General features: G+C 64.9%; 18 protein-coding genes. 12 read left to right on the top strand and 6 right to left on the bottom strand.

All coding sequences use genetic code 11. The annotated features are described in order from the left end of the window. Window positions 1–22: 22 nt before the first annotated feature. From FJQ89_RS13500 to FJQ89_RS13480, 5 genes are all read right to left on the bottom strand, one after another. Window positions 23–2,146 carry a sensor domain-containing diguanylate cyclase gene (locus tag FJQ89_RS13500; protein WP_341474485.1) on the bottom strand — a complete coding sequence of 708 codons (2,124 nt, stop codon included), beginning with the start codon at window positions 2,144–2,146 and terminating at the stop codon, window positions 23–25. 111 nt (window positions 2,147–2,257) lie between these two features. Beyond that, window positions 2,258–3,958 (bottom strand): methyl-accepting chemotaxis protein, encoded by a 1,701-nt coding sequence (locus FJQ89_RS13495; protein ID WP_141170536.1) that lies wholly within the window; start codon window positions 3,956–3,958, stop codon window positions 2,258–2,260. Between the two features lie 125 nt (window positions 3,959–4,083). Next, the gene (locus FJQ89_RS13490) at window positions 4,084–5,892 is read right to left on the bottom strand and encodes an ABC transporter ATP-binding protein (protein ID WP_141170535.1); all 1,809 of its coding nucleotides are present in this window, start codon (window positions 5,890–5,892) and stop codon (window positions 4,084–4,086) included. Beyond that, window positions 5,882–7,633: an ABC transporter ATP-binding protein gene (locus tag FJQ89_RS13485; RefSeq protein WP_141170534.1), complete on the bottom strand. Its 1,752-nt coding sequence runs from the start codon at window positions 7,631–7,633 to the stop codon at window positions 5,882–5,884. The genes FJQ89_RS13490 and FJQ89_RS13485 overlap by 11 nt, the downstream gene beginning before the upstream one ends. 165 nt (window positions 7,634–7,798) lie before the next feature. Then, entirely contained in the window at window positions 7,799–8,698 is a 900-nt protein-coding gene (locus FJQ89_RS13480) for a phasin family protein (RefSeq protein WP_141170533.1), read from the bottom strand. Between the two features lie 379 nt (window positions 8,699–9,077). Between FJQ89_RS13480 and FJQ89_RS13475 the strand changes: the two genes are divergently transcribed. From FJQ89_RS13475 to FJQ89_RS13420, 12 genes are all read left to right on the top strand, one after another. Continuing rightward, window positions 9,078–10,352, top strand: coding sequence for an amidohydrolase family protein (locus FJQ89_RS13475; RefSeq protein ID WP_141170532.1), 1,275 nt, complete (start codon window positions 9,078–9,080; stop codon window positions 10,350–10,352). Window positions 10,353–10,388: 36 nt separating this feature from the next. After that, entirely contained in the window at window positions 10,389–10,907 is a 519-nt protein-coding gene (locus FJQ89_RS13470; RefSeq protein ID WP_071075718.1) for a GNAT family N-acetyltransferase, read from the top strand. Next, complete coding sequence (locus FJQ89_RS13465) at window positions 10,904–11,446, top strand: GNAT family N-acetyltransferase (protein WP_243136545.1); 543 nt, start codon at window positions 10,904–10,906, stop codon at window positions 11,444–11,446. Before FJQ89_RS13470 ends, FJQ89_RS13465 begins: the two co-directional genes overlap by 4 nt. Before the next feature lie 147 nt (window positions 11,447–11,593). Next, window positions 11,594–12,865, top strand: coding sequence for an ABC transporter substrate-binding protein (locus FJQ89_RS13460; RefSeq protein ID WP_141170531.1), 1,272 nt, complete (start codon window positions 11,594–11,596; stop codon window positions 12,863–12,865). A 114-nt stretch (window positions 12,866–12,979) separates the two neighbouring features. Continuing rightward, window positions 12,980–13,876 carry a carbohydrate ABC transporter permease gene (locus FJQ89_RS13455; protein ID WP_205704603.1) on the top strand — a complete coding sequence of 299 codons (897 nt, stop codon included), beginning with the start codon at window positions 12,980–12,982 and terminating at the stop codon, window positions 13,874–13,876. Further along, entirely contained in the window at window positions 13,864–14,691 is an 828-nt protein-coding gene (locus FJQ89_RS13450) for a carbohydrate ABC transporter permease (protein ID WP_141170530.1), read from the top strand. The genes FJQ89_RS13455 and FJQ89_RS13450 overlap by 13 nt, the downstream gene beginning before the upstream one ends. 11 nt (window positions 14,692–14,702) lie before the next feature. Continuing rightward, window positions 14,703–15,737, top strand: a complete 1,035-nt coding sequence (locus tag FJQ89_RS13445; protein WP_141170529.1) for an NAD(P)-dependent alcohol dehydrogenase — start codon at window positions 14,703–14,705, stop codon at window positions 15,735–15,737. A 154-nt stretch (window positions 15,738–15,891) separates the two neighbouring features. Beyond that, a complete protein-coding gene (locus FJQ89_RS13440) occupies window positions 15,892–17,016 on the top strand; it encodes an ABC transporter ATP-binding protein (RefSeq protein WP_141170528.1) in 1,125 nt (374 codons plus the stop codon). A 34-nt stretch (window positions 17,017–17,050) separates the two neighbouring features. Then, window positions 17,051–17,929: an AraC family transcriptional regulator gene (locus tag FJQ89_RS13435; RefSeq protein WP_141170527.1), complete on the top strand. Its 879-nt coding sequence runs from the start codon at window positions 17,051–17,053 to the stop codon at window positions 17,927–17,929. A 36-nt stretch (window positions 17,930–17,965) separates the two neighbouring features. Further along, on the top strand, window positions 17,966–19,441 hold the full coding sequence (gene xylB / locus FJQ89_RS13430) for a xylulokinase (protein WP_141170526.1): 1,476 nt from the start codon (window positions 17,966–17,968) through the stop codon (window positions 19,439–19,441). A 226-nt stretch (window positions 19,442–19,667) separates the two neighbouring features. Continuing rightward, a complete protein-coding gene (locus FJQ89_RS13425) occupies window positions 19,668–21,281 on the top strand; it encodes a methyl-accepting chemotaxis protein (protein WP_205704602.1) in 1,614 nt (537 codons plus the stop codon). Between the two features lie 168 nt (window positions 21,282–21,449). After that, window positions 21,450–23,264, top strand: coding sequence for a putative bifunctional diguanylate cyclase/phosphodiesterase (locus tag FJQ89_RS13420; RefSeq protein ID WP_141170525.1), 1,815 nt, complete (start codon window positions 21,450–21,452; stop codon window positions 23,262–23,264). Here FJQ89_RS13420 and FJQ89_RS13415 read toward each other — a convergent pair. Further along, entirely contained in the window at window positions 23,255–25,705 is a 2,451-nt protein-coding gene (locus tag FJQ89_RS13415) for a TonB-dependent siderophore receptor (protein WP_141170524.1), read from the bottom strand. The two genes, FJQ89_RS13420 and FJQ89_RS13415, sit on opposite strands and share 10 nt — an antisense overlap. Window positions 25,706–25,767 lie beyond the last annotated feature (62 nt).

Here is a 25,767-nt window from a genome sequence, read left to right as displayed (position 1 = left end):
GTGCCAGGGCCGGCAGCTGCCGTCAGGTGATGGCAGCTGCCGCGACGCCATCACTGGCGCCTTCCTGCTTGCCATGCGCCGCTGTCCCTGTATTGCTACTATCCATTCCGTCCGTTCCCCCCAGCACCACGCTCAAATCGACAAAGCCGTCGCGCCACGCGCGTTCCAGGTCTTGCTCCACCGCTTCCAGCGTCGTTCTTTCCACCTGCTGAAAACCGCGCAAGCCATACGCCCGGTTGCGCCCGTGCGCCTTGGCCAGGTATAGCGCCATGTCGATCAGGTTGACGCTGCGTTCCCACGTGAGCGGTCGTCCCAGCGGCGCCAGCGGATAGGGCGCAAAGCCCACGGACACATGCACCTGGATGGTTTGTCCCTGGTAGTGGATGACTTGCGCCGCCATGCCGTTGAGGATGCGCCGCGCGATGTCGTCGAGTCCGTCCCGCGCGACGGCGGGCAGGAAGGCGAGGAATTCCTCGCCGCCCCAGCGCACGATCATGTCCGTTTCGCGCAATACATCGTGCAAGGTTTCGGCGATCGTCGTCAGCACCAGGTCACCCGCCGCATGGCCGTAACGGTCGTTGATGTGCTTGAAATGGTCGACATCGAGCAGGAACAGCGCCCCCACGACATCGGCGTCGCCGCCGGCCGGCAGCGGCTTGCCCGCATGGCTGCGCATGAATTCCTGGAAGTGGCGGCGGTTGTACAGGGCCGTCAGCGGGTCGCGCGAGCTCTGGCGCTTGAGTTCCTGGTTCTTCACCTTCAGCTGCACGTTCGCGTGGCGCACCTTGCGGTACAGCAAGCCGACGATGACGGACGCCATGGCCAGCACCAGCGCCAGCAGCCACCATACGCGCTGCTGCAGGCGGCGGTTGTCGATTTCCGTGCTTTTCAGCTGATTTTCGCGGCTGAGCAGCTCGATCTGGCGCTGCTTCTTTTCCGCTTCATATTTTTCTTGTAATTCATACACGGCCTTTTGCCGCTGCTTTTCGAACAGCTGGTTGGAAATGTCCCGCTCGCGGTGGTAGGCCGTGACGGCGCCGCGCATGTCGCCCGCCTTTTCCAGCGCCATGCCGTACTCCAGCAGCACGGCCTGCATGTCCGGCTGGTTGGCCGTGCGCTCGTAGTAGGCCAGGCCCGTGGCCACGCTTTGCTTGCCTTCCTGCAAGCGTCCCTGGCCGATCAGCGCCTGGCCGATGTTCAGGCGCGCCGTCGCCTCCACCTGTTCATCGTTGACCAGGCGCGCCGCCGTGATGGCTTCGTTCGCAAAGCGCAGGGCGCGTGCATAGTCGCCTTCTTTCAGATAGCTGTCCGACAGATTGACGAGGGTCACGGCCACCATGCCGCGGGCGCCCAGCTGGCGTTCCAGCGCCAGAGCCGCCAGCAGGGCGCGCTGCCCCCGTTGCGGCTGCTGCGCGTCGAGCGCCAGCCCGTATTCCGTATTCTTCGCCTGCGCCATGCGGCCCGGCGATGCCAGGGTGCTCGATACTGCCAGCAGCTCGTCGAGCACCTCGAAGCCCTTGTCGTACTCGCGCATCTGCGTGTACAGCAGGGTGAGGGCATTCAGGGCGGCGGCCAGGCTGGAGGGGGAATGGCTCTGGCGCGCCAGGTCGACGGCCGCCTGCAGCTTGGCCAGCGCAAACGGGAAATTGCCTTCCTCGGCCCACGACTGGCCCGCGCTGATGGTGGCCTGCACGCGCACGGGCAAGTCGTCCGTGCGGTTGGCGATCTTTTCCGCTTCGAAGGCCAGCAGATGCGAAGCGCGGCCTTCGTTCCTGGCAAACGTGATGTAGGCCTTGTTGAGCATGCCTTTCGCCAGCGCCACGTCGCTCTTGTTCATGCGGGCGTAGGCGATCAGCTCCTCGGCCAGCTGCATGGCGATATCGTTCTGCCCCAGACGCATGCGGGCGTTGCTCAGTTGGGTAAGGAATTCCGCGCGCACGGGCAGGGGCGCGCTGCGCGCCTGCGTTTCCACCTCTTGCAGGCGCTGCAGGGCGCGTGCGGGCACGAAACGGCCATCGTCGCGCACGGCGGCAAGATACTGCTCAAGGTTGCCGACCTGGGCCTGGACGGCAGGCGGCAGCAGGCAGGCCAGTACCAGCAGCCAATGCGCCCTTCGCCACGATGCCCGTCTGTGTCTGCCTGCCAACGTCCCGCCCTCACAATGACCACGCCTGTTTGCAACGATTATATGATGTTGCAATCAAGAAATATCGTACTGTGTGCATATTTTTGCGATAGTGCACACTTTGGCAGCACGTCAGCGCAGGGCCAGGGCGGCCGTGGCCGGCGGGCTGCCTTTCAGGCGGAAGATGGCGACGGCTTCGATCAGGGCTTGCGCCTGTTCCTGCAGGCTTTCGGCGGCGGCCGCCGCCTGCTCGACCAGGGCGGCGTTCTGTTGCGTGATGTTGTCCATCTGCGTGACCGCCTGGTTGACCTCGCTGATCCCCGCGCTTTGCTCGTGGCTGGCGCTGGTGATCTCGCTCATGATGGCGGCCACCTTCTGGATCGATTCCACCACCAGCGCCATGGTGCGCCCCGCCTCGTCGACGAGCTTGCTGCCGGCGTCGACCCGCTCCACGGAGGCGCCGATAAGGGTCTTGATTTCCTGGGCGGCGGCAGCACTGCGGTGGGCCAGGCTGCGCACCTCGCCGGCGACGACGGCGAAGCCGCGTCCCTGTTCGCCCGCCCGCGCCGCCTCGACGGCGGCGTTCAAGGCCAGGATGTTGGTCTGGAAGGCGATGCCGTCGATGACGCCGATGATGTCGGCGATCTGGCTCGAACTTTCCTTGATGGCGCCCATCGTGTGGACCACCTGGGCAACGACGGCGCCGCCCTGCACGGCGACGGCCGAGGCGGTGGCGGCCAGCTGGTTTGCCTCGCCGGCATTGCTGGCGTTTTGCCGCACCGTCGCCGTCAGCGTTTCCATCGAACTGGCCGTTTCTTCGAGGGAACTGGCTTGCGCTTCAGTACGCGCCGACAGGTCGGCATTGCCCAGCGCGATTTCGTGCGTGGCGACCGACATTTCGCCGGTGCTGTTGCGGATGTCGCCGATCAGCCCCGTCAGGTTGGCGTTGATGGTGTTCATCGCGTGTAGCAGCACGCCGATTTCGTCGGCCCGTTCGATGACGGCATCGATGCTCAGGTCGCCGCCGGCGATCAATTGCGCCGTGGCGATCGCCTGGTCCAGGCTGCGTTTGATGTGGCGGTACACGAGGAACAGGCACAGCAGGGAAACCATGACCGACACCAGCAGCACGCCGACGGTGACGGAATAGGCCGCCATGGTGCCGCCCGTCGCCGTCTGCACGGCCGCGCTCGTACGCTGGTCCAGCAGCGTGAGAAATTCATTCACCGGCTGCATGATCTTGCCCTTGTTGCGGTGGTATTGGGCATCATGCATGATGGTGCGGGCCATTTCCAGGTCGGGCGGACCCTTCTTGGTAAAGTTGCCGCTGCCGTCGTCGAACAAGCCCTTGACGGCGTTCATGGCGATCACCTCGGTCTTCACCAGGCCGTCGGAATTGGTCTGGGCCTCTTGCAGTTTGGCGAATTCCTGCTCGCTGAAGCCGGCTTTGCGCATCAGCTCGGCCAGTGGCACGCTGGGCCCCGTCGACGCCGGCACCGGCATGCCCGCCGCCACGAAGTCCCAGTAGATGCGCTCGTAGTGGGCGGGGCGCGGCTTCTTGCCGTTGCGGATGTCGAGGATATCCATGTATTGCTGCTCGTAACTGGCGTCGCCCGTGACGACGTAGGTGCGGGCCAGCCGGGTCAGGTCGTCCGAGCTTTGCCGCAATTCATCGGCCAGCAGATAGGATTGGAAGCGCGTTTCAGTGACCTGGTTCGCTTCGGCCTGTTTGGTGGCGACGCGGAACAGGGCCAGCAGGCTGATGATGGAGAGCGCCAGGCTAAGCAGGAAGATGGCGGCAAAGATATTCCTGATCGACAGTTTGCTGCGCATGGCGTCCCCCGGAAGTGTGGTTGGGGCCGTCGGCGCTGCCCGCCAGATGAATATACTCCCGTCCGGTCGGCATTTTTAATGCCGTACAGAAAAAAAGTGGCGCCGCGCAACGGCGCCCGTGCCTATCAAACTGCAAGTTGCTGCAGCAGGTACAGGCGCTGGTACAAACCGCCCTCGATCTGCATCAATTCCTCGTGCGGTCCCGCTTCCGTGATGCGGCCGTGATTGAGCACGATGATACGGTCGGCCTCGCGGATGGTCGACAGGCGGTGCGCGATGGCGATGATGGTCACCTTGCCGCGCAACTCGTTCAAGGCCAGCTGCACGATCTGCTCGGTCTGGCTATCGATACGCGAGGTCGCTTCGTCCAGCAGCAAAATGCGCGGCTGGCCGGCCAGCGCGCGGGCAATCGCGATCAGCTGCTTCTGCCCCGACGACAGGCGCGAGCCGCCTTCGCCCAGCGGCGTATCGTAGCCGTGTTCCAGTGCGGCGATGAAGTCGTGCGCATGCGCGGCGCGCGCCGCCGTCTCGATTTGCGCCTGCGTGTAGCCGCGGCCCATGTCGATGTTTTCGCGCGCCGAGGCGGCCAGCAGGAAGGGGTCTTGCGGCACCAGGCCCACGTCGGCGCGGAAGTGTTCATTGTCGATGCTGTCGAGGGCGACGCCATTGATGGTGATGCTGCCCTGCGTGACGGGGTAAAAGCGCAGCAGCAGCGAGAGCAAAGTCGATTTGCCGCTGCCCGTGTGGCCGACGATGCCAAAAAACGCGCCCTGCGGAATGCTCAGCGACAGGTCGTGCAGCACGGGCTGGTTTTCCACGTAGGCGAAGGTCAGGCGCGCGATGTCCACGGCGGGCGTGTTGCTGTCCGCTGTCGCCTGCCGCAGAGCCGGTGTCTGTCTTCCCTGCGCGTGTTCCAGCGCCTGCGCTTCGTCCAGCAGGGCCGAGACGCGCGCCGTCGCCACCACCGACTGCTGCAGCTGGCTAAATTGCATGGTGATCTGGATCAGCGGCTCGATCACGCGCGCGATATAGCTGATGAATGCATACAGCACGCCCACTTCCAGGGCGCCCATCTCGCGCTGGCCGAAGCTGAAGATGACGACGGCCAGCAGCACGATATTGAGCATATCGAGCGCGGGGCGCAGCAGCCAGGCGTTGGCGCGCAATTCCTGCATGCGCGCCGTGTAGTGGTCCTGGTTGATGCCCGTGAAGCGCACGCCGAAGCGTTTTTCCGCGTTATTCGCCTGCAGCACGCTCATGCCGCCGATCGATTCGGCGATCTGCCCGTTGATCTCGCTGCGCAGGGCGCGCGCGCGCGTGACGGCCGGCGCGCTCCAGCGCTGGTACAAAAAGACGATCACCAGCACTGCCGGCAGCAGGGCCAGCACGATCAGCATCAAGCGCCAGTCGAGGAAGGCCATGGCGGCCATGGTGCCGATCAGCACGATGGAACTGTCGAGGATGACGAACAGCACCTGCACGTACAGCGATTTCACCGCTTCCGTGTCGTTGGTGACGCGGCTGACCAGCTGCCCCGTGATGGCGCGGTCGAAAAAGGCCATGGGCAGGCGCAGCACGTGTTGATACACGGTTTCGCGCAGGCGCTGCACCGAGCGCATGGCCAGGCCGGACAGGCGCACCAGCTGCAAATAGCGCAGGCCCGATGCGACCCAGCCCGTGAGCAGGCAGCCGCCGAGCAGCAGCGACATGCGCGTCCAGTCCAGGTGGCGCGGCAGCAGATGCTGGTCGATCAGGGCCTTGCCCAGAATCGGCCCCGTCACTTCCAGCGCGGCGGCGAGGATCAGCCAGAAGGTGGCCCAGTATAAATGGCGCAGATCGGGTGCTGCGGCGCGGCGCAGCAGGCCGATGGCTTGCGCGGCCTGGCGGCGCACGGTTGGCGTGGCGGTGCTGGCTTGCTTGTTCTTAGATGGCATCGAGGCTGGCCTCCAGTTGTTGATAGCGCCACTGGCTGGCGTACCAGCCGTCGCGCTGCATCAGCGCGTCGTGGCTGCCCGTTTCCGTCACGTGGCCATCGCGCAGCACCAAAATCAGGTCGGCGTTGACGACGGCGCTCAGGCGGTGGCTGGCGATGATGGCGCTGCGCTCGGGGCGCTTGCGGCGCAGTTCTTCCAGGTGCTGCAGGATGCGCGTTTCCGTGCCCGTGTCGACGGCGGATAAAGCATCGTCGAGCAGCAGCAAGCCGTTGTCGGCCAGGAGGGCGCGGGCGATCGCCACGCGCTGGCGCTGGCCGCCGGACAGGGTGATGCCCTTTTCGCCCACGTGGGTGGCATAGCCTTCGGGGAATTGCAGGATATCGTCGTGGATGTCGGCCAGCTGCGCCGCCCGCTCCACGTCCTCGCGCGTGGCGCCGGGGCGGGCCAGGGCGATATTGTCGGCGATGCTGGCGGAGAACAGGAACGATTCCTGCGGCACCCAGCTGATGGCCGCGCGCAGCGCATGCAGGGTATATGCATCGAGCGGCTGGCCGCTCCAGGTGGCCGTGCCCGATTGCGGCGTGACCTGGCGCAGCAGCACGCGCAGCAGGGTCGACTTGCCGCTGCCGGTGGGGCCGACCAGGCCCAGAGTCTGGCCCGGCTGCAACAGCAGCGAAATACCGGACAGCGCGGGCGCCGTCTGGCCAGCGTAGGCGAAGCCGATGTCCGTCAGTTGCAATGGGCCGGGCGTCAGCGTATCCATCGTTCCGTGGTCGTCGATGGCCAGCGGCGCATCGAGCATCGGTTGCAGCCGCTGCCAGGCGGCGCGGCCCCGTTCGATCAATGAGAGCACCCAGCCGGCGGCGAACATGGGCCAGATCAGCTGTCCCAGGTACATGGAAAAGCTGGTCAGCGCGCCGATGGTCAGCTGGTCTTGCCACACGAGGTAGCCGCCCAGGCCCAGAGTCAGCGCGGTGGCGGCCGTCAGGGTCAGGCCGACGGCCGGTTCATACGCCGCTTCCCAGCGCTGCGCCGTCAGGCTGGCGTTGGCTGCATGGCCGGCCAGGGTGGAGAATTGCTGGCTGCTGCGCTCTTCCAGGCCCAGCGCGCGCAGGGTGCGCACGCCCGACAGCGATTCCTGCACATGGTCGTTCAGCGCGGAGAAGCGTTGCAGCGAATCGGTCGACGCCGTGTGGATATGGCTGGAAATGCGCCAGAAGGCCAGTCCCATCAGGGGGAAGGGCAGCAAGGCGATGCAGGCCAGGCGCCAGTCCACGCCCAGCAGCATGATGCCCAGCACCATCAGCAGGGTCAATGTGCCGTCGAAGCCGGCCAGCATGGCTTCGCCGGCGGCCATTTCGATGGCGTCGATGTCGTTGGTCGCCAGCGCCATCAGGTCGCCCGTGCGCTGGTTCTGGTAAAACGATGCGCCCTGCTGCGACATGCGCGTGTAGAAGCGCGTGCGCAGCATCACGCCCAGCTGGTAGGCGGCCTTGAACAGGGTGATGCGCCAGCCCACGCGCAGGAAGTAGATGACGACGCCGACGGCGAGCAGGGTCAGCAGCTCCAGCCACAGTTCGGCGGCCGTCATGCGGTGCGCGGCCAGCGCGTCGATGATGGCGCCCACACGGCGCGGGATCCAGACGGTCAGTGTCGCCACGCCGGTCAGCATGACGGCGGCGGCGGCATACGCCGGCCAATGCTGACGCACGAAGCCGGCGATGAGCCTCGATAAACTCATGGTTACCTTTTGTTTTGAGTAATGGGGTGTCGCGGGGCGGAAGGACGGGCACGCGGACGGAAAGTACGCGTAGGATACAACAAGGTGGAAAAGCGCGCTGTGGGCGGGCACGCAAAAAACGGGCCGTAGCCCGTTGTTTTGCTGCGTCAGTGGCGTGCGCGCGGCTTATTTTCGGCCGCTGCCTTTGCCGCTGCCCAGCATGTCGAGCTGTTTCGATGGCGCGCCCTTGGGGGCTGCCTTGGCTACCGGCTTGGCGGCGGGTGCTGGCGCGTGTTTCACTGTAACCTTGGCCACGGTCTTGTCGGCGGCGCTGGCCGGTTTGGCGACGGGTTTGCTGGAAGGAAATGGTTTCGCGGCAGGCTTGGCTGGCGCTGGTGCGGCGGCTTTCGCTGGCGCGGCGGCGGCGGGTACAGGTGCGGGTGCGGGCTTGGCCGCTTCCGGCTTGACCACTGGCTTGGCTTCGACCACTTTCACGGCGGGCTTGTCGGCGACCTTCTCGGCAACCTTGGCCGGTGCTGCCGCTGGCTTGGCTGCTGGCACTGCAACAGGGGCGGGGGCTGCCTTGGCGGCAGGCTTGGCCACTTCGACCGGCTTGGCGGCGGGCGCAGGTGCTGCTGCCACTGGTACCGGTGCCGGTGCGGCGGCCGGCTTGGGCGCAGGCGCCGCAGTCGCAGGTACAGCGGCCAGTGCCGGCTTGGCCGCTGCCGGGGCGGGGACGGCAGCAGGTGCGGCGGCATCGAGGCGGGCCTTGGCCGAAGCCAGCAATTCAGCCTGGGTGCTCGAGGCGATGCCGAACAGCTGGCGGCTGTACGCCAGCACGCTTTCGATATTCGGTTGGGCCTGGCTGGTGCTGTAGCTGAAGAGGTCGCGCGGGTCTTGCGTTGCCAGCAGGTGCTGCGCCGTTTCTGCCGTATGCGAGATGGCGGCCTTGCCTGCGTTCAAGTTCAGGGCGATGATTTTCTCGGCGCTTTCGAAGACTTTGCTGGTCAGGGTGCTGAAGATTTGCAGCTGGCTTTCCAGTTGCGACTTGGCGGCGCTGGAAAATTGTTCTGGAAGCGGAAACATATTTACTCCTTTGTACGGATTAAAATGCTGGCAAAACGCTCTGCAAAATCCCGAAAACCAGAGTTGGCCGCGTTTTGTAAAGTGGGTAGCGTGCTGAACAGCTAATCATGGACTTTTTATGATGCAACGCAATATGAATATTCTAGCGGTGATTCGAGTTAGTTGAAAGTTATTTTATTCAGCCCGCGCGGCACGTGCTTGCCCTATTCATGCGCCCGGCAGCATTTTGGGGAAGTTTGCGCGTGCGCAAGGTGTTGTCAGCGAATCTATGGCCAGGTTTTTGCCAGCGAGTATATTCGTGCACTGCAACATCCTTGAGCGAGAAGATGGCAATGCACTGGAAGCAACAGATACCGTAGTCAACCGAAGGAGTGTCCGCATGGACCTAGTCATCCGCAATGCCAGCCTGCCCGACGGGCGCCGCGCCATCGATATTGCCATCGAGGGCGGCCGCATCGCTGCCGTCGGCCCCGCCTTGCCCGTGACGGGCGCGCAGGAGATCGACGCCGCCGGCGACCTTGTCACGCCGCCGTTCGTCGACGCCCACTTCCACATGGACGCCACGCTCAGCTACGGCTTGCCGCGCGTGAATGCCTCCGGCACCCTGCTCGAAGGCATCGCCCTGTGGGGCGAGCTGAAACCGCAGCTGACGCAGGACGCGCTGGTGCAACGCGCCTTGCAGTATTGCGACTGGGCCGTGGCGCGCGGATTGCTGGCCATCCGCTCGCACGTCGATATCTGCGACCCGCGCCTGCTGGCCGTGGAAGCGCTGCTCGACGTCAAGCGGCAAGTGGCGCCGTATCTCGACCTGCAACTGGTGGCGTTCCCGCAGGATGGCATCTTGCGCAGTCCCGGCGCCTTTGACAATTTAAAGCGCGCGATTGCCATGGGCGTCGACGTGGTGGGTGGCATCCCGCATTTCGAGCGCACTATGGCCGACGGTGCCGAATCGGTGCGCCTGCTGTGCGAATTCGCCTGCGAGCGGGGCCTGATGGTCGACATGCACTGCGACGAATCGGATGACCCGCTGTCGCGCCACATCGAAACCCTGGCCTTCCATAGCCAGCGCCTTGGCATGCAGGGCAGGGTGACGGGCTCGCACCTGACGTCCATGCATTCGATGGACAATTATTATGTGAGCAAGCTGCTGCCGCTGATCCGCGAGGCGGGCGTGGCGGCGATTGCCAATCCCCTCATCAACATCACCCTGCAGGCGCGCCACGACACGTATCCGAAGCGGCGCGGCATGACGCGCGTGCCCGAGATGCTGGCCGCCGGCATACCCGTCGCCTTTGGCCACGACTGCGTGATGGATCCGTGGTATAGCCTCGGCTCGGGCGACATGCTGGAAGTGGCGCACATGGGACTGCACGTGGCGCAGATGACGGGCCAGCAAGCGATGCACGACTGCTTTTTGGCCGTGACCGAGACGCCGGCGCGCATCCTGGGCCTGGACGGCTATGGCATCGCGCCCGGCTGCCATGCGGACTTGCTGATCCTCGATTGCGGCTCCACGGTCGAAGCGCTGCGGCTGCGCGCGGCGCGGCGCCTGGTACTGCGGCGCGGGAAAATCGTCAGCGAGGCGCCGCGCGCGCAATCGCGTCTGCATTTGCCGGGCCGGCCCGAAACGGTCAATTTCCGCCTGGGGCGCTGATACAATCAGCCATCACTTGTTATCGGGAGCACTGCCTTGAAAGAAATTGATATCCGCCCGGCCCAGGAAGCCGACTTCGACGCCATGTGGCCGATTTTCCAGACCCTGGTGGCCGCTGGCGACACCTACACCTTCCCGGCCGATACCACGCGTGAAGCGTGCCACGCCTACTGGTTCGGCCCCGGCGTGCAAAGCTATGTGGCCGTGATGGGCAGCGAGCGCTTGCTGGGGATGTACAAGCTGGTGGCGAACCAGCCGGGGCATGGGTCGCACGTGGCCAATGCCTCATTCATGGTCGACCCGGCCGCGCAGGGCGTGGGCGTGGGTCGCATGATGGGCGTGCACTGCATGGAGGAAGCGCGCCGCGCGGGCTACCTGGCGATGCAGTTCAACTTCGTCGTCAGCACCAACCTGGGCGCCGTCACCCTGTGGAAAAAGCTGGGCTTTGGCATCGTCGCTACCCTGCCGCTGGCCTTCCGCCACGCGCACCTGGGCTATGTCGACGCCTACGTGATGTACCAGCTGCTGACCGATCCGATGCAGTGGCCGGCATGAGCGGCGCCGTGACAGAATCGGTGATCGTCATCGAGACGCCCCGCCTGCGCCTGCGCACCTTCACGCCCGAAGACGCGCCGTTCTACCTGGCACTGATCAATGAGCCGTCGTGGATCGCCAATATCGGCGACCGCAACATCCATACCGTGGATGCGGCGCGCGCGGCGCTGGAAGCCGGTCCGATCGCGCAGTTCCGCGAGCATGGCTATTGCTTTTACATTATCGAGCGCCGCAGCGACGGCGTGGCCATCGGCATGTGCGGCATGATACGCCGTGACAGCCTGCCCGGTCCCGACATCGGCTACGCCATGCTGCCCGCCTACTGGGGCCAGGGTTATGCCTACGAGGCCGCCGCCGCCGTGGTGCGGCATGCCCGGCACACGCTGCGCATCCCCACCCTGTACGGCATCACCTCGCCGCAGAACCAGGTATCGATCAATTTGCTCAACAAGCTGGGGCTGCGCTTCGAGCGGTTTACGCGCATGCCGCCATCGGGCAAGGATACGAATGTCTACCGCAAGGATTTTCGCCTGGATTAAGGCGGCAAATCCGTATCAGCGAAGTGAAACATAAGTGAAAAAAAGTATTTAGAAACCCGCGCCTTTTGTAGTGGTGGCGCGCGGTCTTTGTTTTTATAGTTGGCATACCGGTGGAAAACCGCCGGACTATAAAAATGGAGACGTGTTATGAAAATCATGACTGCTGTTGCATGGGGTGCCCTCATGTCCGCCGGTTTTGCCGACGCCTCGGCGCAAAGCTGCTCGGTGCCCGTGATCAAGGTGCTGGCGCAAAAAAGCCTGGGCCTGACGGTGATGGAAAAGACCCTCGCCGAGTATGAAAAGAAAAACGGCACCAAGGTACAAATCAGCTATTTCGGCGAAAACGACCGCCGCTCCAAGGCCCGCCTCGACGCCTCGACCAAGGCCGGCTCCTATCAGATCTATTACATCGATGAAGCCAACGTGGCCGAATTTGCGACGGCAGGCTGGGTCGTCCCCCTGCTCAAATACCTGCCCAGGGACGCCGACTACGACGACTTCCTGCCGGGCCGCCGCGCCGTCGCTTCCTACAAGGGCGTGGCGTATTTCGCGCCCCTGATCGGCGGCAGCGACTTCCTGTTCTACCGCCGCGACCTGCTGGAAAAGGCCGGCATCGCCGTGCCCAAGACGCTCGACGAACTGGTCGCCGCCGTGAAAAAACTGAATAATCCCCCCAATGTTTACGGCTGGGCGGCGCGCGGTCAGCGCGGTTCTGGCATGAACGTCTGGCGCTGGTCGCCGTTCATGCTGGCCGCCGGCGGCAAGTGGGAAAAGGATGGCGTGCCGACCTTCAATTCGCCGCAGGCAGTGAAAGCCACCACCCTGTACCGCGACCTGTTCAAGTATTCGCCGCCGGGCGGCGCCACCTACGACTGGAGCAATGCGCTCGAAGCGTTCAGGTCCGGCAAGGTAGCCTTCATGATCGAGTCGACGCCATTTGCCGACTGGATGGAAGACCCGAAAAAATCCTCGGTGGTCGACAAGGTGGGGTATGTGCGCCCGCCCGCGCCGCTGGCATCGGCCGCCTACGGCCACGGCCTGGCCATCTCCGCCACGGGTGCGAAGGATGAGTGCACGCGCCAGGCGGCCGGCAAGTTCATCGCCTGGGCCACGGGCAAGGAGCAGGAACAGGCGCGCCTGAAGGACAATGTCTTCAGCGACTACAACCGCAGCAGCACCATCGCCAGCGACTATTTCCGCAAGCACGTCAAGCCGCAGATCCAGGCGGGCCTGACGGACACCACGCCCGTCTCGCGCGTCACCATCTGGCCTAGTCCCGAGTGGCCGGACATCGGCGACAACCTGGGCGTCGTGCTGGAAGAGGTGTTTACGGGCACGCGCGGCGACGTGCAGAGCGCGCTCGACGAGGCCAACGAGTACGCGACGGAAGTGATGCAACGGGCCAGCAAGCGTAAATAAGCCCATATCGCCAACGACTCCACCGGCTAAAACCAGGGATCAGACCCGACGGGTCTGACCCCAGCTCTTGCTTTTGGGGTAACGCCAGCGCTTGTCCGTTCTCGTTTGAAAGCCATGACCATGCCGCATTCCATCCGTAAAAAACGTCACACCTGGCTGCCGGCCGTCTTTCTGACGCTGCCGCTGCTGGTCCTGCTGGTACTGGGCCTGGTGCCCAGCATCGCCGCCATCAACCTGGCCCTGCAAAACCGCGTGCTGCGCTACAGCGACAGCGATTACGTCGGTTTTGCCAATTTCATCCGCCTGTTCGGCGACCGCCGCTTCGTCAATGCCGTGCAGGTGTCGGCCATCTGGGAAGTGGTCACCGTGGCCGGTTCGCTGATTGTCGGCGTGCTGCTGGCCGTGTTCCTGTTCGAGAGAATCAAGGGCCGCACGCGGGACGTCATCGCGCTGCTGCTGATCGTGCCGGTGCTGCTGCCGCGCGTGTCGGCCGCCTTCATCTGGAAGTTCATGTATTCGCCGCTGATGGGCATTTTGAACTGGCTGCTCGAATGCGTGGGCCTGGGCGGCACGGCGCTGCTGTCCGATCCGGCCACGGCGCTGTATGCGGTGGCGCTGGTCGATATCTGGCAGTGGGGCCTGTTCTTTGGCGCCGTCATCCTGAAGCTGCTGGAAACCCTGCCTGGCGAACCGCTGGAAGCGGCACGCCTCGATTACGCCAGCACGATCCAGGTGTATGCCTACATCGCGCTGCCGATGCTGAAGGTACCCATCATGAGCCTGGTGTTCATCAAGATGGTCGAGTCGCTGCGCTCGTTCGACCTGATTTACGTGATGACCAAGGGCGGCCCCGGCATCTCCACTGAAACCCTGGACATGTATGCATATGCGCAAGGCATCGGCCTGATGGGCAAGGTGTCGTATGCGTCCAGCATGGCCGTGCTGATGATGCTGGCCACGACTGTCATCTTCACTTTACTCTGGAAGCGGGTCGCGAAATGGGAAAACTGACTGTTCGGCGCGGCATGGACCATGCCGCCACCACCGCCATTACCACTGCCATCGTGCTGGTGGCGCTGTTTCCCATCCTGTGGGCCGTGCTCAATTCCTTCAAGGAGTTGATGGACATCGTCACGCCCGTGCCGCGCTTTTTCTTCAGCCCGACCCTGGCCAATTACAGGCAGGTGCTGGCCAGCCCCGAAGTGCTGACGGGGCTGGGCAACAGCGTGGCCATTGTCGGCGTGGCCGTGTTGCTGGGCGCCGTGCTGGGCGTGCCGGCCGCGTATGCGATCGCCCGCTATCCGATCCCGGCCAAGAAGGATATCCAGTTCTTCCTGCTCTCCTTGCGCTTTTTGCCGCCCGTCGCCGTCGCCATTCCCTTGATCTCGATCTGGATCGACCTGGGCCTGTACGACTCGCGCCTGTCGATGGTGGTGACGTATCTGCTGGTGACCCTGTCGACCATCATCTGGCTGTCGATTCCCGCGTTTGCCCGCATTCCGAAGGAGATCGAGGAAGCTGCCGCGCTGGACGGCTACGGCCCTTACCAGGTGTTCTGGCACGTGGCCCTGCCGGTGGCCTCGAAGACCCTGATGGGCGGCATCGTCTTCAGCTTTGTGCTGGTCTGGAATGAACTGATGATCGCGCTGGCGCTCACCTCGTCGAAAAGCATGACCCTGCCCGTGGTGGCGTCGGCCTTCACGTCGATGGGCCAGGAAGTGCCGTGGGGCGTGGTGAACGCCTCCACCGTGCTGCTGGCGCTGCCGCCGCTGCTGTTCGTCGGCATCCTGGGACGGCTGCTCAACTCCATGCTCAAACATAAATAAAAGGACTCATCATGCAAGCACTCGTACTGGAACAGGCGGAAATTATCACCTTGCGCGACATCGACGTACCGCTCGTCGTCGGCCCGCGCGACGTGAAAATCAAGATACATACCGTGGGCATTTGCGGCAGCGACGTGCACTACTTCAAACATGGCAAGATCGGCCCCTTCGCCGTCGAAGCACCGATGGTGCTCGGCCACGAGGCCTCCGGCGTGGTGGCCGAAGTAGGAGACGAGGTGACGCACCTGACAGTGGGCGACCGCGTCTGCATGGAACCGGGCGTGCCGCAGTTCGATTCGCCGGCCACCATGCGCGGTCTGTACAACCTGGACCCGGCCGTGCGCTTTTGGGCCACGCCGCCCATCCATGGCTGCCTCACGCCGTATGTGGTGCACCCGGCCGCGTTCACCTTCAAGCTGCCCGACAACGTCAGCTTCGGCGAAGGCGCCATCGTCGAACCGCTGGCCATCGGCCTGCAGGCGGCCAAGAAGGCGGCCATCAAGCCTGGCGACATGGCGGTGGTGATCGGCGCCGGCACCATCGGCGCGATGACTGCCCTGGCGGCGCTGGCGGGCGGCTGCTCGCGCGTGATCCTGGCCGACCTGGTACCGGAAAAGCTGGCCCTGTTTGCCGATAATCCTGCCGTGACCACGGTCGACGTGCGCCAGGCCAGCCTGGCGGACACGGTGCGCGAACTGACGGCTGGCTGGGGTGCCGACATCGTCTTCGAGGCCAGCGGCAGCATGCGCGCCTACGACGATATCGTCGACCTGCTGTGCCCCAACGGCTGCCTGGTACTGGTCGGCATGCCGCCCGATAAGGTGCCCTTCGATATCGTCGCCATCCAGGCCAAGGAAGCGCGCATCGAGTCAGTGTTCCGCTACGCGAACATCTTCCCGCGCGCCATCGCGCTGCTGGCCTCGGGAAAGATCGACGTGAAACCCTTCATTTCGCGTACCTTCGACTTCACCGACGGCGTGCGGGCGTTCGAGGAGGCAGCCAAGGGCTACCCGCGCGACGTCAAGATACAAATTGAACTGGCCTGAACCAGTCATTAACAACACCTAAAAAAACCGTAGCGAGCGGAAGGGAGAGGTGGCTAAGAAGCGCAACCGTACGAAGGTACGGTGAGCATCGCAGGCCGCCTATACCGACGCGCAGCAGGTTTTGATAGGTGTACTAATAAGATGGAGAGTAATCATGGCAAACATCGCCTGTAGGCAGCTGCACAAGACTTACGACCACAAGACGGCGGTGCTGCAGCCGTTCGACCTGGAGATAGACGACGGTGAATTCATCGTCCTGCTGGGGCCATCGGGCTGTGGCAAATCGACCCTGCTGCGCATGATCGCGGGACTGGAAGACATCAGCGGCGGCGAGTTGCTGATCGGCGGGGCCATCGTCAACGACTTGCCGCCGCGCGAACGCAATGTGGCGATGGTGTTCCAGAATTACGCGCTGTATCCGCACATGACGGTGTACGACAATATCGCCTTCGGCCTGCGCCGCCTGAAGGTGCCGGCCGACGAGATCGAGCGCCGCGTGCGCGAGGTGGCGGCCATCCTTAGCCTGGACAGCCTGCTCGATCGCAAGCCGCGCGCCATGTCGGGAGGCCAGCAGCAGCGCACGGCCATCGCGCGCGCCATGATCAAGACGCCGCAGGTATTCCTGTTCGACGAACCGCTGTCGAACCTGGACGCCAAGCTGCGCGCGCAGCTGCGTGCCGACATCAAGCGCTTGCACCGCCGCCTGCGCACCACCACCCTGTACGTGACGCACGACCAGCTCGAGGCGATGACCTTGGCCGACCGCGTGGTGCTGATGAAGGGCGGGCATATCGAGCAGATCGGCACGCCGGCCCAGTTGTACAACCATCCGCGCACCCTGTTCGCGGCCGGCTTCATCGGCACGCCTGCCATGAACTTCATCGATGGCGTCGTCGAAAAAGACGGCGGGCAAACGGTGCTCGTCTGCGCCGGCTACCGCTGGCCGTTGATTTCCCACCGCTTCGCCGCGCTGGCCGCAGGGGCGCGCGTGGTCTTCGGCCTGCGGCCGAATCACTTGCGCGCGGCGCTGCCACAGGAGCAGGCAGGCACGCATGGCCTGGCGTGCGCGATCGACCTGGTCGAGCTGCTGGGCGCCGAAGCGCTGATCAGCTTCCAGTGCGGCGCCCTGACCTTGTCCGCGCTACTGCCGGCGAACGCGGCCAACAGCACGGCGCAGGTGGGCCAGAACTTGGCGCTGGCCTTCGACGAGGAGCACATGCATCTGTTCGACGCCGACAGCGGGCTGGCCCTGGCGCTCAGTGCTCAAGCAAGTGGTTAGAATAGCTGGCAACGAGACCGCGTAAGGAACTGCCGTGACGCCTGACCTGGAACTGATCCATAAACCGATACACGAATCGTTTCGTGCGTGGGCGCACGGCTATCCGCATGTGGTGGCGAAATGGCACTTCCATCCCGAGTACGAACTGCACATCATCACCACCTCGACCGGCAAATTCTTTGTTGGCGACCATATCGGCAGTTACGCGCCGGGCAACCTGGTGCTGACGGGACCGAACCTGCCGCACAACTGGGTCAGCGAGCTGGCCGAAGGCGTGAGCCTGCCCGCGCGCGACCTGGTGCTGCAGTTTTCCGGCGACTTCATCGACCGCTGCGCGCTGCTGTTCCCGGAAATGGCACCCCTGAAAACCCTGCTGGGCGAGGCGGGCAGGGGCTTGCAGTTTCCCGACGCGCTGGGCTTGCGCCTGGCACCGCTGATGTGTGAGCTGACGACGGCACAGGGGCCGCGCCGGGTGGAACTGTTCGCGCGCCTGTTCGGCGAGCTGTGCGACTGCCGCGAACGCCGTGCGCTGGCCAGCGTCACCTATCTGGCGCAGGCGGGGCGCTACATGTCGTCGACCATCAACCTGGTGCTGGCGTATATCAAGCAGAACATCACGCTCGATTTTTGCGAGCAGGACGTGGCCGACGTGGCGGAGATGAACACGCTCAAGTTCACGCGTTTCTTCCGCAAGCATACGGGCACCTCTTTTATCCAATACGTGAACCAGGAGCGCATCGCGTTGGCCTGCGAGCTGCTGATGAATACCGACATGAAGGTCACCGATATCTGCTACCGCACGGGTTTTAACAATCTGTCCAATTTCAACCGCCAGTTCCTGGCCCACAAGCAGATGTCGCCGTCGAAATTTCGCTCCTGCCTGCACATGAACATGCCCGAGTCCTTCCCCTGACGACCGGCTTCAATCACTTTTATACATGGAACCATCGTGACCTATCTCGGTATCGATATCGGCACTTCCGAAGTCAAGGCCATCCTGACCGACGACGCGCAAACCATCCTCGCCAGCAGCGGTGTGACCCTGCGCGTGTCGAGCCCCCATCCCGGCTGGTCGGAGCAGAACCCGGAGGACTGGTGGCACGCCACGCTGGACGTGATCGCGGCCATCCGCAGCGCCCAGCCGGTGGCGTTTTCCGGCTTGCGCGGCATCGCGCTGTCGGGCCAGATGCATGGCGCCACGCTGCTCGACAAGCAGCAGCACGTGCTGCGCGCGGCCATTTTGTGGAACGATACGCGCGCCTTTGCCGAGTGTGTGGAACTCGAAGCGCTGGTGCCCGAGTCGCGCGCCATCACGGGCAACCAGGCCATGCCCGGCTTCACGGCGCCCAAGCTGCTGTGGCTGCAAAAGTACGAGCCGTCGCTGTTTCGCGCCATCAGTAAAGTCTTGCTGCCCAAGGATTACGTGGCGCTGCGCCTGACGGGCGACTGCGTCTCCGACATGTCCGACGCCTCCGGCACCCTGTGGCTGGACGTGGCCAAACGCGACTGGTCCGAGCGCATGCTGGCGGCCACTAGCCTCTCGCGAGAACACATGCCGCGCCTGGTCGAAGGCAGCCATGCCGCCGCGCAGATACGCCCGTCGCTGTGCCAGGAATGGGGCATCGCGCATGCGGTGTTGCTGGCCGGCGGCGCGGGCGACAATGCTGCCGCCGCCGTGGGCCTGGGGGGGGTGGAAGCGGGTGCCGGCCTGCTGTCGCTGGGCACCTCCGGCGTGCTGTTCGCCGGCAGCGATGGCTTCGCGCCCAATCCGGGCCAGGGCGTACACGCCTTCTGCCATTGCCTGCCCGGGCGCTGGCACCAGATGAGCGTGATCCTCAGCGCCGCGTCCAGCCTCAGCTGGGTGGCGCGGCTGACGCAGTCGTCCGACATCGCAGAGTTGGTGACGCTGGCCGAAGGCGTGGAAGCGCGCACGGCGCCGATCTTCTTGCCCTACCTGAGCGGCGAGCGCACGCCGCACAACGACGCCACGGCGCGCGGCGTGTTTTTTGGCTTGTCGACGGAACATGGGCGCGCCGAACTGGCCTACAGCGTGATGGAAGGCGTGGCCTTTGCCATGGCCGACGGCAATGCGGCCCTGCGCAGCGCCGGCACGCAGCTGGAAGAAGCGTCGTTCGTCGGTGGCGGTTCGCGCAGCCGCTTCTGGGCCCAGCTGTGCGCGAATGCTTCGGGCCTGAACGTGCTGCGGCACGACCATGGCGTGGCTGGCGGCACCCTCGGTGCGGCGCGCCTGGCGCAGATGGCGGCGACGGGCTTGTCGCCCGCGCAGGTGTGCACGCGCCCGCCCGTGCAGGAAACGATCGCGCCGCAAGCCTGCGCCATGCTGGACGAGCGGCTGGCGCGCTACCGGCGTTTGTACCCGCTGCTGCGTGAAGAGTTCGCGGGCGCGGCCGCGGCGGCGCGCTGATGCGACCGGCAAGATTGCCGGCCCGACCATGCTGTGAGCCCGGCAATATGGCCAGACAGTCAACCTTCCGGTGTAATTTGTTGTTTCTGTGTTGAAAGTGTTTCTCTAGCGAAAGCGCTGCTTGGTTTTTCACGGGGTGCGCGGCATGATTTCCTCATTTGGTGGGAATTGGATAGTTTTGGTGGCGCTTTTGTTGCCATCCTGTTCTTGCTGCCGGGAGAAACACATGCAACTCGCAAATCTGAAAATCTCCATCCGCCTGGGTCTGTTGGGCGCCTTCTTCTTCCTTGCGCTGGTGTTCGTTGGCCTGCGCGGCTGGAGTGCGCTCGATGCGGCCAGCGCACGCAGCGCGGAGGCCATGCAGCGCTCCGTGGCCCTGACGGAAGCGGTCGACGCGGCGCGCAGCGCGCAGGTGGAATTCAAGATCCAGGTGCAGGAATGGAAAAACATCCTGCTGCGCGGCGGCGATGCGGCCGCCTTCCGGCGCTACCGCGAAGCGTTTGTCGCCAGCGGCGCGCAGACGCGCAAAGAGTTGGCCGGCTTGCAGGCCATGATGGCCGCGTTGAAACTCGATACGGCGCCCGTGGCGCAAGCGCTGCAGGCGCACGACGCGCTGGGCGTGAGCTACCTGGCGGCGCTGCAGCAGTATGACGGCGCGCGTGCCGATAGCGCCCACACGGTCGATGCGCTGGTCAAGGGCATGGACCGCGAACCGACGCGCCAGATCGACGCCATCGTCGCCACGATCGGCAAGCAGTCGCACAGCCTGATGGCGCAGATGAAGGAGCAGGACGCCACCGCGCACCGCAGCGCCAGCATCGCCATGCTGGCCACCGTGCTGGTGACCCTGGTCGTCGGGTCAATCACCGTGTGGTGGCTGATCCGCAGTATCACGGTGCCGCTGGGCGCGGCCGTCGGCATCGCCCAGCAAGTGGCGGCCGGCGACTTGCGCGCCGTGGTGGCCAACAGCAGCCGCGATGAAATCGGCGACCTGCTGCGTGCCTTGAAGGCGATGAGCGGCAACCTGGCCGACATCGTGGGACGGGTACGCGCCGGTACGGACGCCATCGCCACGGCGTCGGTCGAAATTGCCAACGGTAATATGGACCTGTCTTCGCGCACGGAGGAGCAGGCCAGCTCGCTGGAAGAAACGGCCGCCGCGATGATCGAGCTGACCTCCACCGTACGGCAGAATAACGACAACGCGGACCAGGCGCGCCAGCTGGCCGGCGGCGCGTCCGACGTGGCGCAGCGCGGCGGGGAGGCAGTGGCGCAGGTGGTGCAGACCATGAGCCATATCAATGCCTCGTCGAAGCGCATCGTCGACATCATCGCCGTCATCGACGGCATCGCCTTCCAGACGAATATCCTGGCCCTGAATGCGGCCGTGGAGGCGGCACGCGCGGGCGAGCAGGGACGCGGCTTTGCCGTCGTGGCCACCGAAGTGCGCAGCCTGGCGCACAGGTCGGCCTCGGCGGCCATGGAAATCAAGCAGCTGATCGGCGAATCCGTGCGCACGGTGGAAGAGGGCAGCGTGCTGGCTGGCCAGGCGGGGCGCACGATGGACGATGTGGTCAGCAGCGTGCAGCGCGTGAACGCCATCATCGGCGAGATCGCCGTAGCCAGCGTGGAGCAGCGCGATGGCATCGAGCAGATCAGCATCGCCATCAGCCAGATGGATGGCGTGACGCAGCAGAATGCGGCCCTGGTGGAGCAGGCCGCCGCCGCCGCGGACGCGCTGCAGCAGCAGGCGGCCAGCCTGGCCGACGCCGTCAGTATCTTCAAACTGCATGCCGTTCCCGGCGTGGCCGCGCCGGCCCGGAGACTGTCGCTGACCTGACGCCGGCCCGCCCCGCGCCGCTTGATGCCAGTCAAGCGGCGTCCGATCAGGCAAATATCGCGCCGAAATTCTTATACTATTTCCTTTCCGCATGGATCTGCGCCCGGCCGCATGGCGCGCGTTGCAAAGGAAAACCATGTTCTTCACTTTCCGCCTGCCGGGTGATGCATGACGGCGCTGCTGCTGGCGCTGTGCCTGACCCTGGCCGTGGTGCTCGCTGTGCTGCTGGCCTGCCAGTGGCAGGCGGCGCGCATGTGGCGCATGCGCCATGCGACGGGCTTGGTGCTGCAGGCGGCGCAGGCGCAGCGCATGGCAAATGCGCTGGCGCTGCTGCACGCGCTGCCGGCAGCCGTCATCGGCACCGACCACGATGGCGTGGTGCAGTACCTCAATCCCCGCGCCAGCGCCATGGGCGGCCGGCTGGGCGACGATGGCCAGGGCCAGCCTGTGACCGAACTGCTGCCGCTGTTCCATGACGGCGCGCCCGTCGATGCGGCGCGCCAGGTGCGCGATTGCGTGGCACGGCAGGAAGTGCTGGAAGTGGCGCGCGGCGCCGTGCTGCTGCGCCATCTCGATGGCAAGCGCATCGACGTGCAGTACAGCTGCGCGCCGCTGGCGCAGGGGGGCGCGGTGCTGCTGCTGCACGATGTGTCGGCGCGCCGGCGCGCAGAGCAGCAGATGGAATTCATCGCCCATCACGACGGCTTGACGGGGCTGCCGAACCGGCTGCATTTCCAGATCCGCTTCGAGCACGGCATCGCCTACGCGCGCCGTCACCAGGCTTTGCTGGCCGTGCTGTTCGTCGATATCGACCGCTTCAAGTCCATCAACGACAGCCTGGGACACGACGTGGGCGACCAGGTGCTGACGGAGTTCGCGCGCCGGGTGCAGCAGTGCGTGCGCAAGGTCGACACGGTGGCGCGCCAGGGCGGCGATGAATTCATCATCCTGCTGACGGAACTGCGCACGGCGCACGATGCCGAGCGGGTGGCCGAAAAGATCGTCGCCGCCATCGCCGCGCCCTTCGTCATCGGCGAATACAGCCTGTCGGTGGCGGCCAGCGTGGGCGTGGCCCTGTACCCGGACGATGACGACGACGTCAATGCACTGATCGAAAAGGCCGACCTGGCCATGTATGCGGCCAAGCGCCACGCGCCAGGTACCTGCCTGCGCTACGCGCCGCGCATGCAGACGCAGTCGTATTCGCGCACCATCCTCGAGACGGCCCTGCGCCATGCGCTCGAACGCAACGAATTCGCCCTGTTCTACCAGCCGCGCATGGACCTGAAGACGCGTACGATCACGGGCGTGAAGGCGCTGCTGCGCTGGAAGCACCCGGAACTGGGACTGATGATGCCGCTCGATTTTTTGCCGGTGCTGGAAGAAAGCGCCTTGATCCTGCCGGTGGGGGCCTGGGTGCTGGCCACGGCGGTGGAACAGGCACGCAGCTGGATCGCGCAGGGGCAGATGCTGACGGTGTCCGTCAGCCTGTCGGCGCGCCAGTTCTACCAGCGCGATATCGCGCGCAATTTCGCCGCCGCGCTGGAGGCGGCCGGCGTGCCGGGGCACTGCATCGAGCTGGAAATCGCCGCCGGCATCCTGATCGACAGCAACCAGAACTGCGAACTGATACTGCGCCAGTTCCGTCAGCTGGGCATGGCGATTGCCATCAGCGATTTCGGCACGGGCGACGCGTCGCTCACTTACCTGAAACGCTTTCCCACGGATGCCGTGAAGATCGAAAAGTGCTTCGTCGACGACCTGGGCAAGCCCGGTGGCGACGGCGCCATGGTGCGCGCCATCGTGGCGATGGCGCGCACGCTCGGACTGCGCACCATTGCCGGCGGCGTGGAAAGCGGCGCGCAGCTGGAACTGCTCGCCGAGATGGGCTGCGACGAGGCATTTGGCTACTGCCTGGGGCGCGCCATGGCGCCCGAGGGCATCGAGGTACTGCTCAAAAGTAGTGCAGTCATTCAAAACTGATAGCGCAGCGACAGCATGGCGTTGCGCGGATCGCCGTAGTAGCCGCCCATGCCCGTCGAGTAGTAGCGTTTGTCGAAGACATTGTTGACGTTCAGGGTCGCCAGCAACTGCGCACTGAGCTGATACTGCGCCATCAGTCCCGCCACCGCATACGCCTTCTGCGTGAAGCGTTCGCCGTTCGGCCCGCGGTCATCCATGTAGATATTGCTCTGCCAGTTCACGCCGCCGCCCAGCACCAGGCCCGGTACGCCTTGCGCCAGGCGCCAGGTGCTCCACAGCTTGGCCATGGCTTGCGGCTGGTTGGTCTGGATGCGTTCGCCGGCGGCATTGCGGATGCGGCTGTAGGCATAGCTGGCCGTCAGTTGCCAGTTGGGGCGCAGCTGGCCCGAGACTTCCGCTTCGACGCCGCGCGTGGTGGCGCCCTTGACCGTGTGGTAGGCGTAGGAACCGCCGCCCGTGCCGATGATCCAGACATTGCCCGGATCGGCTTCCGCCAGGTTTTCCTGCTTCAGATGGAAGAGGGCGGCGCTGGTGGTGAGCTTGCCGCCGAAGAATTCGCCCTTGGCGCCCACTTCATAGTTCTTGCCTTCGAGCGGCGCCAGGAAGCGGCTGTTGACGTCGCGCTGGCTTTGCGGCGTGAAGATGCTGGTGTAGCTGGCGTAGGCCGACCAGTGCCGGCCCAGGTCGTAGACGAGGCCCGCATATGGCGTGATCTTGCCGTTTTCACGCATCGCGTCGTACAGGTCCGTGTCATTGACATAGTCGCTGCGGATGTCGCGCTTCCAGTACGACAGGCGCGCGCCAATAATCACCGACAGCGCATCCGTCGGGCGCAGGCGCAGGGTCGAATACAGGCCGCTCTCCCGTTCCTTGTCGTACGAACTGCCCAGGCGCGTGCCGCTGTAGTCGGGCACCGGCATATCGCCATTCCAGGCGTGGATATCGGGCACCGTGTAGTCATAGCCATCGAGGCGCCAGCCCGGATAGATGGGGCTGTTCGTCTTGAGTTCCGAGGCGCTCACGCCCAGCACCAGTTCATGCTGGCGGCCAAAGGCCTGGAACGGGCCGCTGACGTACGCGTCGAGCGAGGTCTGTTGCGGCTTGCTGTGCCAGTTGGCCAGCCACAGCCGCATGCCGCCGCCCGTCACGCGGTCAGGGTAGCCATTGCCGGAAAAGCCCTGCAAGGCGTCGTACTGGTTGCTGCTGCGGCTGACGGCCAGCTTGGCGATCCAGTCGTTCTCGAAATAGTGGTCGAGCGTGGCGAACAGCATGCTCTGTTCGCGCTCGTACGTGCTCCACGCGGCCGTGCCGTTCATCGAGCGGGGGAAGCGCGTCTGCGAGCCGTCGGCATAAAACATGGGGAAGTCGCGCCCTGCACCTTTGAGCTTTTCCTTCTGGGAGTTGATGCCGGCGCTGAGCACCGTCGATGGCGTCAGATCCGTTTCGACGATGGCGTACAGCACGTCTTTTTTTTGCTGGTAGCGGTCGATGAACGAGCGCTGGTCTTCGTGCGCGGCGACGATGCGCGCGCGCACCTTGCCGTCCGCCGTCAAGGGCGTCGAGACATCGCCTTCGATGCGGTAGCGGTCCCATGATCCCAGTTGCGCGCCGGCCGTGGCAGCAAAGCCGCGGCCCGGGCGCTTGCGCACCAGGTTGACGGCCGCCGACGGGCTGCCCGTGCCGCTGATCAGGCCCGTCGCGCCGCGGATGATTTCGACCCTGTCGTAGATGGCCATGTCGTAGGTGCGCGCTTCCAGGTTCTTGCTGGTCGGGATGCCGTCGAACATGTACGACGTCACTTCAAATCCCCGTGAAAACACCTGGTCGTATTCGCGCGTGCTCGATGAATGGTCGACCGTGATGCCGGGCGCCTGCAGCAGCACATCCTGCAAGGTACGCAAACCCTGGTCGTCGATCTGCTGGCGCGTGATGACGCTGACCGCCTGCGGCGTTTCGCGCAGCGACAGGTTCAAACGCGTGGCGCTGGTCAGCCCCGCGTAGCCGCGCTTGCCTTCCGTGGTGCCGTCGCGCAGGGCGCTCGAGTTGACGGCGACTTCATCCAGGGTGGCGGCAATCGGCGCGGCGGTCGATGCTGCGCCCGATTTACGCAGCACGTAGCTGCGCTCTCCGCTGGGCAGCGCATCGAGGCCCGTGCCGGCCAGCAGGCGGGCCAGTGCCTGCGGCACCGTGTAGCTGCCGCTCAGGCCTGGCGTGCGCACGCCTTGCAGCAGTTCGGCCGCCGCACCCACGCTCACTTTTGCCTCGATGGCAAAGCTGGCGATGGCGGCGGACAGCTCGCCCGGCGGCACGCTGAAACTGATTTGCGTGCTGGCTGGGGCGGTGGCGGAAGCTGCCGCCATGGCCGGCGCCTGCGCCAGCGACAGCAGGATCACGGCGCTGCCGATGGCGCGCGCGAGGGGAGTCAAACGGGGTGGGTGCATGGTCTGGCCTTTCCGGTGGAGTGTCGTTGAAGATATCGTTGCAAAATGTCGTTGCAATACCC

Origin of the sequence: Janthinobacterium tructae, from assembly GCF_006517255.1 — a bacterium.
GTDB classification, from domain to species: Bacteria; Pseudomonadota; Gammaproteobacteria; order Burkholderiales; family Burkholderiaceae_D; genus Janthinobacterium; species Janthinobacterium tructae.
This window is presented reverse-complemented; position numbering and strand designations above follow the sequence as displayed.

Excerpts from the sequence above, each read along its gene's own strand:
- FJQ89_RS13440 (WP_141170528.1), top strand. The coding sequence starts at position 15,892 with ATGGCAAACATCGCCTGTAGGCAGCTGCACAAGACTTACGACCACAAG.
- FJQ89_RS13460 (WP_141170531.1), top strand. The coding sequence starts at position 11,594 with ATGAAAATCATGACTGCTGTTGCATGGGGTGCCCTCATGTCCGCCGGT.
- FJQ89_RS13425 (WP_205704602.1), top strand. The coding sequence starts at position 19,668 with ATGCAACTCGCAAATCTGAAAATCTCCATCCGCCTGGGTCTGTTGGGC.
- FJQ89_RS13465 (WP_243136545.1), top strand. The coding sequence starts at position 10,904 with ATGAGCGGCGCCGTGACAGAATCGGTGATCGTCATCGAGACGCCCCGC.
- FJQ89_RS13480 (WP_141170533.1), bottom strand. The coding sequence starts at position 8,698 with ATGTTTCCGCTTCCAGAACAATTTTCCAGCGCCGCCAAGTCGCAACTG.
- FJQ89_RS13485 (WP_141170534.1), bottom strand. The coding sequence starts at position 7,633 with ATGAGTTTATCGAGGCTCATCGCCGGCTTCGTGCGTCAGCATTGGCCG.
- FJQ89_RS13475 (WP_141170532.1), top strand. The coding sequence starts at position 9,078 with ATGGACCTAGTCATCCGCAATGCCAGCCTGCCCGACGGGCGCCGCGCC.
- FJQ89_RS13450 (WP_141170530.1), top strand. The coding sequence starts at position 13,864 with ATGGGAAAACTGACTGTTCGGCGCGGCATGGACCATGCCGCCACCACC.
- FJQ89_RS13415 (WP_141170524.1), bottom strand. The coding sequence starts at position 25,705 with ATGCACCCACCCCGTTTGACTCCCCTCGCGCGCGCCATCGGCAGCGCC.
- FJQ89_RS13490 (WP_141170535.1), bottom strand. The coding sequence starts at position 5,892 with ATGCCATCTAAGAACAAGCAAGCCAGCACCGCCACGCCAACCGTGCGC.
- FJQ89_RS13420 (WP_141170525.1), top strand. The coding sequence starts at position 21,450 with ATGACGGCGCTGCTGCTGGCGCTGTGCCTGACCCTGGCCGTGGTGCTC.
- FJQ89_RS13445 (WP_141170529.1), top strand. The coding sequence starts at position 14,703 with ATGCAAGCACTCGTACTGGAACAGGCGGAAATTATCACCTTGCGCGAC.
- FJQ89_RS13495 (WP_141170536.1), bottom strand. The coding sequence starts at position 3,958 with ATGCGCAGCAAACTGTCGATCAGGAATATCTTTGCCGCCATCTTCCTG.
- FJQ89_RS13455 (WP_205704603.1), top strand. The coding sequence starts at position 12,980 with ATGACCATGCCGCATTCCATCCGTAAAAAACGTCACACCTGGCTGCCG.